At 69.9% G+C, this 12,735-nt stretch carries 10 protein-coding genes and 1 pseudogene; 2 read left to right on the top strand and 9 right to left on the bottom strand.

Annotated elements, in window-relative coordinates; translation table 11 throughout:
- Positions 1 to 240: 240 nt before the first annotated feature.
- Positions 241 to 2,454, top strand: a complete 2,214-nt coding sequence (locus ACFU8W_RS20885) for a germacradienol/geosmin synthase (protein ID WP_384039183.1) — start codon at positions 241 to 243, stop codon at positions 2,452 to 2,454.
- On the opposite strand, the gene ACFU8W_RS20880 is transcribed toward ACFU8W_RS20885, so the two are convergent.
- The 9 genes and pseudogenes from ACFU8W_RS20880 to ACFU8W_RS20840 all read right to left on the bottom strand — a co-directional run bounded on the left by ACFU8W_RS20880 (position 2,430) and on the right by ACFU8W_RS20840 (position 10,804).
- Entirely contained in the window at positions 2,430 to 4,664 is a 2,235-nt protein-coding gene (locus tag ACFU8W_RS20880) for a glycoside hydrolase N-terminal domain-containing protein (RefSeq protein ID WP_384039180.1), read from the bottom strand. The genes ACFU8W_RS20885 and ACFU8W_RS20880 overlap by 25 nt on opposite strands.
- Positions 4,665 to 4,993: 329 nt before the next feature.
- Positions 4,994 to 5,494, bottom strand: a complete 501-nt coding sequence (locus tag ACFU8W_RS20875) for a hypothetical protein (RefSeq protein WP_030928952.1) — start codon at positions 5,492 to 5,494, stop codon at positions 4,994 to 4,996.
- Positions 5,495 to 5,517: 23 nt separating this feature from the next.
- The gene (locus ACFU8W_RS20870) at positions 5,518 to 5,949 is read right to left on the bottom strand and encodes an ACT domain-containing protein (RefSeq protein ID WP_266989613.1); all 432 of its coding nucleotides are present in this window, start codon (positions 5,947 to 5,949) and stop codon (positions 5,518 to 5,520) included.
- Positions 5,950 to 6,183: 234 nt separating this feature from the next.
- A pseudogene (locus ACFU8W_RS20865) lies at positions 6,184 to 6,471 on the bottom strand (ABATE domain-containing protein); the annotation flags it as partial.
- Positions 6,472 to 6,486: 15 nt separating this feature from the next.
- Entirely contained in the window at positions 6,487 to 6,729 is a 243-nt protein-coding gene (locus tag ACFU8W_RS20860) for a DUF397 domain-containing protein (RefSeq protein ID WP_266989605.1), read from the bottom strand.
- Positions 6,730 to 6,834: 105 nt separating this feature from the next.
- Entirely contained in the window at positions 6,835 to 8,001 is a 1,167-nt protein-coding gene (locus ACFU8W_RS20855; RefSeq protein ID WP_384039177.1) for a thiolase domain-containing protein, read from the bottom strand.
- Positions 7,994 to 9,046 carry a thiolase domain-containing protein gene (locus ACFU8W_RS20850; RefSeq protein WP_345517120.1) on the bottom strand — a complete coding sequence of 351 codons (1,053 nt, stop codon included), beginning with the start codon at positions 9,044 to 9,046 and terminating at the stop codon, positions 7,994 to 7,996. Before ACFU8W_RS20850 ends, ACFU8W_RS20855 begins: the two co-directional genes overlap by 8 nt.
- Positions 9,047 to 9,988 carry a Zn-ribbon domain-containing OB-fold protein gene (locus ACFU8W_RS20845; RefSeq protein WP_384039174.1) on the bottom strand — a complete coding sequence of 314 codons (942 nt, stop codon included), beginning with the start codon at positions 9,986 to 9,988 and terminating at the stop codon, positions 9,047 to 9,049.
- A gap of 15 nt (positions 9,989 to 10,003) precedes the next feature.
- Complete coding sequence (locus tag ACFU8W_RS20840) at positions 10,004 to 10,804, bottom strand: crotonase/enoyl-CoA hydratase family protein (protein ID WP_384039171.1); 801 nt, start codon at positions 10,802 to 10,804, stop codon at positions 10,004 to 10,006.
- Positions 10,805 to 10,972: 168 nt separating this feature from the next.
- On the opposite strand from ACFU8W_RS20840, the gene ACFU8W_RS20835 reads away from it, so the two are divergent.
- Positions 10,973 to 12,601, top strand: coding sequence for an acyl-CoA synthetase (locus ACFU8W_RS20835; RefSeq protein WP_384039168.1), 1,629 nt, complete (start codon positions 10,973 to 10,975; stop codon positions 12,599 to 12,601).
- Positions 12,602 to 12,735 lie beyond the last annotated feature (134 nt).

Below are 12,735 nucleotides of genomic sequence, written 5' to 3'. Positions count from 1 at the left end.
CAGGGTCTCTGACCTGCGACGGGAAAGAGGCAACGGGTTTCTGGCGGTGGGCCGTTACCTGGGTTTTACGCAAGCGGCGGCCAGGCGCCGGAGCGTGTCGCCGCCTCCCGCCAGGACGCACCTTTCGTGTGACTAATTCCCGGTGTGCGTGCCCCGGACGGCCCAGGGGTAGTGCTCGCGCGGACACGACAGGTACGACGCGCGACCTCGCGCGGCGACTCCCGGAAAGGCCGGACGCACATGGCTCAGCCCTTCACCCTGCCGGACTTCTATGTTCCGTGTCCGGCGCGGCTCAACTCCCATGTCGAGGAGGCCCGACAGCACACCAGGGCCTGGGCGCGCAGCATAGGGATGCTGGAGGGGTCCGGCATCTGGGAGGAGAAGGACCTCGACTCCCATGACTACGCGCTCCTCTGCGCGTACACCCATCCCGACTGCTCGGCGGAGGCCCTGTCGCTGGTCACCGACTGGTATGTGTGGGTGTTCTTCTTCGACGACCACTTCCTGGAGCTGTTCAAGCGCACCCCGGACCGGGCGGGCGGAAAGAAGTATCTGGACCGGCTGCCCGCCTTCATGCCGATGGAGCGTGGGGCGCCGACACCGGAGCCGACCAATCCGGTCGAGGCGGGGCTGGCCGACCTGTGGGCGCGGACGGTGCCGGGCATGTCCGACGCCTGGCGGGCCCGGTTCGCGGAGGCGACAAAGAATCTGCTCCACGAGTCGCTGTGGGAGCTCGCCAATATCAACGAGGGGCGGATCGCCAATCCCGTCGAGTACATCGAGATGCGTCGGAAGGTGGGCGGAGCCCCCTGGTCCGCGGGACTGGTGGAGTACGCGGCGGGCGCAGAGGTGCCCGAGTCGGTGGCCGACGAGCGGGCACTGCGGGTGCTGCGGGATGCCTTCTCCGACGGAGTGCCTCTGCGCAACGACCTCTTCTCGTACCAGCGGGAGGTCGAGGACGAGGGCGAGAACAGCAACGGCGTGCTGGTACTGGAGACGTTCCTGGGCTGCTCCACGCAGGAGGCGGCCGAGGCGGTCAACGACCTGCTGACCTCGCGGCTCCAGCAGTTCGAGAACACGGCACTCACGGAACTCGGGCCGCTGTGCGCGGAGAAGGGGCTCGATCCGGCACAGACCGCTGCGGTGCTCGCCTATGTCAAGGGGCTGCAGGACTGGCAGTCCGGCGGCCATGAGTGGCACATGCGTTCCAGCCGCTACATGAACAACGGCGGGGCCGGTGAGGCCGTCCTCGGCTTCGGTATGTCCGCGGCATCGATCCGGCTCACTCCGCGTTCGGAGTCGGCGCGGCTGCGCACCCACACCCATGTGCCGTACCAGCGCGTCGGTCCGTCACTGCTGCCCGATTTCGACCTGCCGTTCGGCACGACGCTCAGTCCGCATCTGGACGGGGCCCGGGTCCGGCTCGTCGACTGGTCGCGCCGGATGGGGATCCTGGAGGCACAGCCGGGCGTGCCGGGCTCGCACATCTGGGACGAGGAGCGGCTCGTCGCGATCGATCTGCCGCTGTGCGCGGCGGGTCTGCATCCGGACGCGACGCCCGACGAACTGGACCTCTCCTCGCAGTGGCTGACCTGGGGGACGTACGGCGACGACTGGTTTCCGGTGGTGCACGGGCGGCCCCGCGACCTGGCCGGGGCGCGGTTGGCACATGAACGGCTTTTGCTGTTCATGCCGTTGGACGGTTCCGCGGTGCCGGAGCCGGTGAACGCTCTGGAGCGAGGCCTCGCCGATCTCTGGGAGCGGACCTCGGCCCCGATGGACGACAGCGGGCGACGTGCGTTCCGTACGGCCATCGAGTCGATGACGGCCAGCTGGCTGTGGGAGCTGGCCAATCAGGCACAGAACCGGATCCCGGATCCGGTGGACTACATCGAGATGCGGCGGCTGACGTTCGGTTCGGATCTCACGATGAGTCTGTGCCGGCTCGGTCACGGCAGGAAGGTGCCGGAGGCGATCTACCGGAGCGGCCCGCTGCGCTCCCTGGAGAACGCGGCGGCGGACTACGCGGTGCTGCTCAACGACCTGTTCTCGTACCAGAAGGAGATCGAGTACGAGGGTGAGGTGCACAACGGCGTCCTGGTCGTGCAGAACTTCTTCGGCGTCGACTATCCGACCGGGGTGGCGATCGTGCACGACCTGATGAACTCGCGGCTCCGCCAGTTCCTCCATGTCGCCGAGCAGGAACTCCCCCTCCTGTATGACGACTTCGGGCTCGGCGCCGAGGCGAGGGAGATCCTGGCGGGCTATGTCCAGGAGCTCAAGCACTGGATCGCGGGCATCCTGATCTGGCACCGGGGCTGCCGGCGCTACTGTGAGGAGGATCTGCGGCGAGGTACCGGCGCCCCGTGGCACCTCAGTGGCCCCACGGGGCTCGGCATCTCGGCGGCGCGGGTGACCGCGCTGTTCGCTCAGCCCTCGGCGACCAGCGTGTAGCGGCCGCCCGCACGGGCCTTGAAGACCTTCTTGCCGCTCGCGAACAGTGAGCTGCGGACGGTCACTTCGCGGCTGCGGCTCGCCGTGATCACTACGCGGCGGGCCTGCCTCGCGGACCATTCGATGTCGACGGTGAAGCCGCCGCGGGCGCGCAGTCCCCGGACGGAGCCCTCCGGCCAGGCCGCCGGGAGGGCGGGGAGAATCTCGACCTCGCCGTACTGGCTCTGCAGCAGCATCTCGGCGATGCCCGAGGTGGCGCCGAAGTTGCCGTCGATCTGGAAGGGCGGGTGGGTGTCCCAGAGGTTGGGGAGGGTGGAACTCTTCAGCTGTTCCGAGAGCATCTTGTGGGCGTGGTTGCCGTCACGCAGCCGCGCCCAGAAGTTGATCTTCCATGCTTTGGACCAGCCGGTGCCGCCGTCACCGCGCGCTCCGAGGGAGACCTTGGCGGCCTCGGCCCACTTGGTTCCGGGTTCGATCTGCCGCCCCGGGTGCAGAGCAAACAGGTGCGAGACGTGGCGATGGTCGTCGACCGGGTCGTCGCGGTCGGTCTTCCACTCCTGGAGCTGGCCCCAGGAGCCGATCCGCAGCCCGGGGTCGAGCCGGTCGAGGGCAGTCTCCAGGCGGCTGCGGAAGGCGGGCGCGTCGCCGAGCGTGCGGGCGGCCTCCAGGGTGTTGGTGAGCAGGTCGTGGACGATCTGCTGGGACATCGCGGCGCCCGCGGTGAAGTCGCCGTGCTCGGGAGAGTAGCTGGGGGTGACGATCAGCAGCCCGTCGCGCGGGTCGGTGCGCAGATTGGCCAGCCAGAACTCGGCGGCCTCCTTCATCGCCGGGTAGGCGGTGGAGCGCAGGTAGTCGGTGGAGCCGCTGAACCGGTAGTGCTCGTACATCTGCTGGGTGAGCCAGGCAGCTGCCTCGGGGAACCAGAAGGCGGTGGACCAGTCGTGGACGCCGGTGAAGCCGTACGGGTTGGTCTCGTTGTGCACCACCCAGCCGGCCGTCCCGAACATCTCCTTCGCCGTTCTCCGCCCGGGGGCGCGCATCGCCTCGATGTAGCGGTCGTACGGTGCGGTGGTCTCGGCGAGGTTGGTGACCTCGGCGAGCCAGTAGTTCATCTGCAGGTTGATGTTGCTGTGGTAGTCGGCGGACCACGGCGGGGTGGTGGAGTTGTTCCAGACGCCCTGGAGGTTGGCGGGCAGCGAGCCGGCGCGGGACGAGGCGATCAGCAAGTAGCGGCCGTACTGGAAGAAGAGCGCTTCCAGCGCCCGGTCGGTGGGGCTCGTGCCGTCGGTGTACTGGGCACGCAGCTGGTCGGTCGGCAGATCGGGGAGCTGCTGGCCGATGTCGAGGGCGACCCGGTCGAAGAGCGCGCCGTGGTCGCGCACATGGGCGTCGCGGAGCTTTTCGTACGGCCTGCCGGCCGCGCTGTCCACGGTGCGGGTGACCGCCTTGTGCGGGTCGTCGCCGCGGTAGGCAGGGTAGCTGTCGGCGTAGTCGGTGCCTGCGGCAAGGACGAACCAGGCGCTGTCGGCGCCGGTGACGGTGAGCGTGCCACCGGCTCCGGCAGTGACGGTGCCGCCGCTGGTACGGACCCTGACCTGGGCCTCGAAGCGCAGCCCGTTGTCCTGGAGCGCGCCCCTTACGGTGAGCCGGTCCCCGGCGGCGGTGGTCGTGAAGTCGCCGCGCGGCGAGGTGTAACGCAGCGTGAAGGTGACCTGTCCCGGGCGGTCCGCGGCGAGGCGGCCGACAATGACCTTGCCGGGGTGGGAGACGAAGAACTCCCTGGTGTGGCGGGCGTCCTGGTGGGTGTACGCGACGGTGGCGAGCGCGGTCCGAAGGTCGAGGGCGCGGCGGTAGGTGGCGTCGGGGGCGGCCGGGGCGTTCGGCAGGTCCAGCAGCAGGTCGCCGAAGACCTGGTAGGCGCCGTAGCCGCGGCGCGCCTGGCCGAGCTCATCGGCGACGGAGTCCGGGTCGAGCGACCCCTCGCTGTCGAGGCGCTGCTGGACTCCGGCGAGAGCGCCGGGTCTGGGGGTGGTCCAGTTGCCGAAGTCGTATCCCTGGGCGGAGCCGGGGCCGCCGGTCCAGAGCGTCTTCTCGTTGAAAGTGAGCCGTTCGGTGGCGAGCGTGCCGTAGACGCCGGCGCCGAGGGCTCCGCCGCCGATCGGCAGCGATTCACGCTCCCAGCCCGCGGCCGGTGCGCGGTACCAGAGCACCGGATCCACCAATGTCTTGATTCCCTCCGGCTCCTGCGATGCTCGCGATTCATCGGAGGTACTGTCGGCCGCGGCCGTTCCAGCAAGGGCAGGAACTCCCAGCGCCAGAGCACTTGTTACACCGACAGCTGTCTTGACGGTCGTGCGACGCGTGATCCCAGATGTCATGCCGCACGACGCTAAAGGTCCGATGACTACTCGGACAAGGCGCATGACAAAGCAGCCTCTTGGACAGAGGCTGCGGATACTTGGACGGAAGTGACCCCGTGGCCGCCCGATCTGCACGGACGGCCCTTGCGGGATGCCGGGGTCGGAGAAGCAGGGACGTTTCAGCCCTGTTGGAACAGCTCGGCCGGGAGCGGCTTCAGCAGGGTGTACAGATCATCGGTGATCGGCCGGTCCCAGCTGGCGATGGTGACGAGCACCCCATCGCTGCGGTCGAACTGGACGCAGGAGATCCGGGTCTCGGAGAGCTTGACGCGCCGGACGATCAGCAGATTGTCGCCCTGCATCACGGGCATGTCATCAGTGCCGGTCACCTCGACCGGCTCGTCGTTCTCCAGCGCCAGCAGCAGCTGCGCGACCTCGAAGGGGACCTGGCCCTCCTCGGTCTCGCGGGCGGGAGAGCCCTCCGGGAGATTACCGATGATCATCGCGGGTCCGCGGCCGCCGAACAGGTCGTACCGCAGGAAGACGCCCTGACAGCTCCCGTCGGGGGCGGGCAGCAGACCGGCGCCGAGATTTCCGGGCCAGTCGCCCGGGTCCATGGCCAGGACGTCGAAATCCGGGCCCGCGGGTGTGGCGGCGCTACGGCGGCGGAGGAAGGACATGCAGACATGTTACGTGTCCCGGCTCACCTTGCGGAGCCGGGACCGGAGACCCTCCCGTCGGACTCCGCGGCGAGGGCCTGCAGCACACTCACCGCCTCGGTGCCACGCGCGTGGGGGACGAACAGATGGTCGTGGTGGTAGCCCGCCACCACATTGCAGCTGACCTCCGCGTCCGTGAGGGCGAGCGCCACGGCTGCGGTGAGTCCGACCGCGTCCAGGGCGGAGTGGACGCGAAGGGTGATCCAGGCCGCCACATAGTCGTACGCAAGCCCTGCGGCAAGGGCTTCCGATTCCGCGATCACGAGGGTCAGCCCTTCGGGCTCGGCAACCGTCACCACGGGAGTGACTCCGGCGGGGACTGCGCCGCCGGCCACCGTGGTGAAGACGTACCGGCCGGGATTCAGCTCCGGCCGCAGGCCGCTCAGCAGGGTTCGAAGATCACGCTCGCCAGTCATGATCACCACGCTACTGCGCCACCTGTGAGTGCGGGGTGCGGTGCCGCCGCTCGGACCGGCGGGCCACTCGGGTGCGATTGCCGCAGGACGGTGCGCACCCCTCCTGGCGGGGTGCTCCTTGACGAAGCAGCGGACGCACCGTGCGGCCCGGCAGGCGCGCAGAGCGGCACGGTCCGGTCCGGCGAGAAAGCCGATCGCGGCGCGGGCCGGGGTAGCGGGCAGGGCGTCCCCCCGCGGCGTACCTCCGGTCGGGTGGCCCGGAGACGAGGGGCGGCCGTCGTCCGGCCACTCCAGGTGCGGGACGGTCGGGACGGCATCGGCCGTGGCGTTGAGCCGGTCGAGTGCCTCCCGCACGGGCATCGGGCTGCGAACGTCGACGGGGCTCGGCCCGTCGGGGCGGACGGCACGCGCGAAGAGAGCCCGGACGGCGGCGCGCAGGGGCCGTACGGCCAGGGCCTCCTCGTCGGCCGTCCAGCCCTCACCTGCCCGGGCGAGCCCGAGCGGGTCGGGTCGCTCGCGCACCCAGGAGGCCGGACGTCAGGTGAGGTCGAACTCGCCGTCGCGGGCGTTCACCACGAAGGCCCGCCATTCGGCCGGGGTGAAGATCAGCGAAGGGCTGCCGGGTCTGCCGGCGTTGCGCATCGCGATGAATCCCTCGACGAAGGCGATCTGGACATCCCCGGCCCCCTGAGTGCCCGGCTGCCAGTTCGCGTTGCTGAGATCGAGGTCCGGCTTGTCCCAGCCGGCAAAGGGCTGCTGGGTGGTGGTGCTCTCCGCCACGTCGGCTCCTCCCGCTCGTCGTCCCGGCCAAAGCCTAGCCACCGTCGGCGGTCCCGGACAGGCCGCGGCCAAGGGTGGTTCGACCGGTCCGGGACGGCAGCCGGGTCAGCCGGTGGGCGGTTCTGCTCCGACCAGCCACATGGAGAAGAACTGCGCCCCGCCGCCGTAGGCGTGGCCGAGCGCCTTGCGGGCGCCCGGCACCTGATGTTCGCCCGCCTGCCCGCGTACCTGAAGGGCGGCCTCGGCAAAGCGGATCATGCCGGAGGCACCGATGGGGTTGGTGGAGAGCACTCCGCCCGAGGGGTTCACCGGTAGATCGCCGTCGAGTTCGGTGACGCCGGACTCGGTGAGCTTCCACCCCTCCCCCTCGTCGGCGAAGCCGAGGTTCTCCAGCCACATCGGCTCGTACCAGGAGAACGGGACGTACATCTCGACGGCGTCGATCTCCCTGCGAGGGTCGGCGATCCCGGCCTGACGGTACACATCGGCGGCGCAGTCCTTGCCCGCTTGCGGTGACACGAAGTCCTTGCCCGCGAAGAGGGTGGGTTCGCTGCGCATCGCCCCGCCGTGCACCCAGGCGGGCGGATGCGGTGAACGGTCGGCGCCGGCCCGGTCGGTGAGAATCATCGCGCACGCGCCGTCCGAGGACGGGCAGGTCTCGGAGTAGCGGATCGGGTCCCAGAGCATCGGTGCCGCCTGAACCTTCTCCAGAGTGATGTCCGGGTCGTGGATGTGCGCGTACGGGTTCTTCAGCGCGTTGCGCCGGTCCTTGTACGCGACGAGCGAGCCGACGGTGTCGGGCGCTCCCGTGCGACGCATGTACGCGCGCACATGCGGGGCGAAGAAGCCGCCCGCCCCCGCGAGCAACGGCTGCTGGAACGGGATGGGCAGCGACAGGCCCCACATGGCGTTGGACTCGGACTGCTTCTCGAAGGCCAGGGTGAGGACGGTGCGATGCACGCGTGCGGAGACCAGATTCGCGGCGACGAGTGCGGTGGAGCCGCCGACCGAGCCCGCGGTGTGCACCCGCAGCATCGGTTTGCCGACCGCACCGAGGGCGTCGGCCAGATAGAGCTCCGGCATCATCAGGCCCTCGAAGAAGTCCGGCGCCTTGCCGATCACGACGGCGTCGATGTCCGCCCAGGTCAGTGCGGCGTCCCGCAGCGCGCGGACGGCTGCCTCGCGGACCAGACCGGCGATGGAGACGTCCCGGCGGGCGGCGACATGCTTGGTCTGGCCGATGCCGACGACGGCCACGGGCTCCTCAGGCATGAGCTGCCTCCCCTTCGAGGACGGCGACCAGATTCTGTTGCAGGCAGGGCCCGGAGGTGGCATGAGCGAGCGCCCGGTCCGACTCGCCGCGCTGGATGCGGGCAGCGGCCTCGCCGAGCCGGATCAGCCCGGCAGCCATGACGGGGTTGGCCGCGAGCGCCCCTCCGGACGGGTTGACGCTGACGCCGGCGTCGAGTCCGAGCGCCCTGCGCAGCACGACCTCCTGCGACGTGAACGGGGCATGCAGCTCCACGGTGTCCACCGGTCCTTCGAAGGCCCCCGCGCGTTCGGCGGCGAGGCGGGTCGACGGCGAGTCGGTCAAGTCGCGCACCCCGAGACTGTGGGCCTCGATGCGGTGGTCGATGCCCCGGATCCAGGCGGGGCGGGTGCACAGGGCGCGTGCGGTGTCACCGGCGGCGAGGATCACGGCGGCGGCGCCGTCGCCGATCGGCGGGCAGTCGCCGGTGCGGAGCGGCTGTACGAGGTAGTCACCGGCCGGGACCGAACCGGAAAGCTGTGCGTGCGGGTTGTCCGCGGCGGCGGCGCGGCTGCGGTCGGCGATCGCGGCGAGGGCGGCCTCGTCGGTGTGGCCCGCGTCGATCAGCGCCTGGGCCTGGAGTGCGGCGAGGGCGACGGAGTCGGGCCAGAGCGGGCCGACGTAATACGGGTCGAGCTGACGGGTGAGGACGTCGCGCACTTCGCCGGGAGAGGACTTCCCGTACGCGTAGACGAGGGCGGTATCCGCCTCGCCTGTCTGGAGTTTCACCCATGCCTCGTACAGCGCCCAGGCACCGTCCATCTCCACATGGGACTCGGAGATCGGCGGGTGGGCGCCGACGCCGTCGAGCGCCATGGTGAAGGAGAAGGCCCGGCCGGCGAGGTAGTCGCTGGATCCCGAGCAGGTGAACCCGATGTCGCTCGCCTTCAGACCGGTGGCGTCGAGGACCTGGTGGAGGACCGGCATCAGCAGGTCGACTTCGGAGAGTTCGTCGGTGCGCCGCAGATGATCCGTCTGCGCGAAAGCGACGATCGCTACGTCTCGCATCTACAGCAGCTCCTTGTACACGTCGTAGTCGGCGTCCGGCTCCCCGGTGGGCCGGTAGTGGTCGGGGTGGCGGCCCTCCCCGGTCCAGACGGGTTCGACCCGCAGCCCCATGCGCACCTGGTCGTACGGGATGCCGCCGATCCGTCCGTGCAGGGCGAGGTCGGCGCCGTCGAGCGCGATGTGGGCGTAGACGTACGGCACTTCGATGTCGAGGTTCTTCGCCTTGATGTTGACGATGCAGTAGGTGGTGACGGTGCCGCGCGGGCCGACCTCGACCTGTTCGGCCGTGGCGACGCCGCAGGTGGGGCAGGCGCCGCGGGGCGGGACATACACCTTGCGGCAGGACGGGCAGCGCTCTCCGACGGTGCGTTGCTCGGAGAGGGCTTTGAGGTACGCGCTCTGGGCGCGGCCGGGGGTGTACGTGTAGTCGAGGCGGGCCGGGGTGACGATGCCGGTGACAGGATCCGCGAACTCGCCGTTGTGCGGCGATGGTTGACCGATCTCGCCCTCGTACGGTTCGAAGCAGGCGATGTCCGTGATGGCGCCGGTACGCTCCGGGGACCAGCGGATGCGGACGCGCATGCCGGTGTGCACTGCCCCGGGTCCCGGTGCGTCGAGGACGTGGACCAGTGCGGTGTCGGCCCCGTCCAGCTTGACCAGTACCCAGGCGAACGGGGTGGCGAGGGGCTGGTCGCGGCGTGGGGCGGGGTTCCAGGCCCAGGTGGTGACGGTACCGGTGGCGGCGACCTCGGTCAGTTCGCGGATTTCCTCGGCGGTGACGGGGTCGTACTCGACGGGCGGGACGAGGACTCTTCCGTCGGCGGTCCGCACGCCGAGGACGGTCCTCTCGCGCAGCCCGGTGAGGAAGGCGCTCTGGACGGGGCCGAGGGAGCGGGTGAAGGGGAACTCGACCACCAGCGGTGCGCTGAGGACGTCGGGCACGGTTGTCTCCTTGGCTCAGGCACGCCGGTACACGGGCGGGCGCTTCTCGGCGAAGGCGCGGGCGCCTTCCTTGGCGTCGGCGGTGGCGAAGACCGGCCAGCCGCGCTCCAGTTCGGCGGCGAGGCCCTCGGTCTCGGTCATCTCGGCGGTCTCGTACACGGAGGCTTTGACGGCCTCGACGGCGAGCGGGCCGCAGGCATTGATCCGCTCGGCGACGTCGAGGGCCTGCTCCAGTGCGGTGCCGTCGGGGACGACTCGGCCGATGAGCCCGATACGGGCGGCTTCGTCGGCGCTGTACGGGCGTCCGGTGAGAAGCATCTCGAGGGCGTGGGTGCGGGGGATCTGGCGCGGCAGCCGGACCGTCGAGCCGCCGATGGGGAAGAGTCCGCGCTTGACCTCGAAGAGTCCGAAGGTGGCGCTCGCGCCGGCGATGCGGATGTCCGTGCCCTGCAGGATCTCGGTGCCGCCGGCCACGCAGTGACCCTCGACTGCGGCGATGACCGGTTTGCGGGGGCGGTGGTGGCGCAGCATCGCCTTCCAGTGCAGATCGGGGTCGGCCGTCATCCGGTCCCGGTACTGCTCGCCCTCCATCCCCTTGCCCGCCAGGGCCTTGAGGTCCATGCCGGCGCAGAACGTACCGCCCGCGCCGGTGAGGACGACCGAGCGGATGCCGTCGTCCTCGTCGGCGGACAGCCAGCCGTCGTACAGCCCGACCAGCATCGGCAGCGAGAGCGCGTTCTTCGCCTCCGGCCTGTTCAGGGTGAGCACCAGCGTGGCGCCTTCGCGCTGCACGGTGAGGTGTTCCGTACCACCCATTGCCTGCCTCCCGTCTCCAGATCTAGAACAGGTTGCAGTAGGTCGGGGTCCAGTTCAATAGCTTCCTGACAGTCAGTCAGATTTCTTCCACGGCACCTCTTCCCAGTTGTGCCGGTCGGCGCTCTAATGACCGCCGAGCCACTCAGCGCCCCGGGGTCAGGAGGAACGGTGGAGTACAACCTTGCCGACCTGTTCGAGTCGGTCGTCGACGCGGTCCCGGATCGCGAGGCGCTCGTCTACCTCGACCACCCCGGTACGGGTGCGGAGCGCCGGCTCACCTACGCGGAGCTGGACACCGCCGCCAACCGGATCGCCCACCACCTGATCGACGCGGGCCTCACGCCGGGAGAGCACCTCGGCCTCCACCTCTACAACGGCATCGAGTACCTCCAGACCGTACTGGCCTGCCTCAAGGCGCGCCTGGTGCCGGTCAATGTCAACTACCGGTACGTGGAAGAGGAATTGATCTACCTCTACCGCGATGCGGATCTGGCGGGGCTGGTCTTCGACGCCGAGTTCGACGACCGGGTCGCGGCCGCCGCGCCGAAGGCCCGCAAGCTCCGTCACCTCGTACGGGTGGGCACACCGGTGGCGGGCGCCCCCGGTCCGGATGCCATGGCGTTCGCCGACGCCGAGGCGGCCGGGAATCCCGGGCGCGGCTTCGCCCCGCGCTCGGCCGACGACCAGTTCATCATCTACACCGGTGGGACCACGGGTATGCCCAAGGGTGTGATGTGGCGCCAGGAGGACCTCTTCTTCTCCGGCCTCGGCGGCGGCGCCCCGACCGGTGAACCGGTGAAGACTCCGCAGGAGCTGGCCGAGCGGGTGGCCGCGGGCGGTGACGGCATCACGTTCTTCCCCACTCCCCCGCTGATGCACGGCACCTCGACGCTCACCGCGTTCATCGGGTTCAACTTCGGGCAGCGGGTCGTCATCCATCGCAAGTTCGTCCCCGAGGAGGTGCTCCGGACGATCGAGAAGGAGAAGGTCACCAGCGTGTCGCTGGTCGGCGACGCGATGCTGCGGCCGCTGATCGACGCACTGAAGGGACCGCTGAAGGGCACCGACTGTTCGTCCATGTTCTCCGTCTCCAGCTCCGGCGCGATCATGTCGGACTCAGTGCGCGCAGAGTTCCAGTCGCTGGTGCCCAACGTGATGCTGCTGAACAACTTCGGCTCGTCCGAGTCCGGCTTCAACGGCACGGCGACGGCCGACTCCGGTCCGGAGAACGGCTTCCGCCTCCAGGTCAACTCCCGTACCGCGGTGGTCGATCCGTCGACGTACGAACCGGTGGCGCCCGGCGAGGCAGGGCGGATCGCCCAACGGGGACACGTGCCGCTCGGCTACTACAACGACCCGAAGAAGACCGCCGAGACGTTCTTCCGCAAGGGCGAGGAGCGATGGGTGCTGCTCGGCGACATGGCGACCGTCGACGCGGGCGGGATCGTCACCGTCCTCGGACGCGGCTCCCAGTGCATCAACACCGGGGGCGAGAAGGTGTACCCGGAGGAGGTCGAACAGGCGCTCAAGTCCCATCCGGACGTGTACGACGCACTGGTGGCGGGTGTGCCCGACGCCCGGTGGGGCAACCACGTGGCGGCGGTCGTACAGTTGCGGGAAGGGGCGGCCGAGCCCTCGCTCGACGACGTCCAGGCGCACTGCCGGACCCGTCTCGCCGGATACAAGATCCCCCGACAGCTGGTGATCGCCCCGCAGATCCAGCGCTCACCGAGTGGCAAGGCCGACTACCGGTGGGCCCGCTCCGTCGTCGCGCCCGGCACCGGGGCCCAGGGCTGAGACGCGCCGGGTCACCCGAATGCGCCACACCGCGAGCACCCCCCGGACGTGCGACGCGGCCGTCCGGTCGTAAGCCATTCGGGCACGGGATACGCTCGTCCGCTCACCCTGCGTGGCAGTGGGCGGCGATCGCC

It is taken from the genome of Streptomyces sp. NPDC057565 (assembly GCF_042801455.1).
In the GTDB taxonomy this organism is placed as follows: Bacteria; Actinomycetota; Actinomycetes; order Streptomycetales; family Streptomycetaceae; genus Streptomyces; species Streptomyces yanii.
The sequence above is the reverse complement of the archived record's forward strand: the minus strand, read 5'-3'. Positions and strand labels throughout refer to the sequence as shown.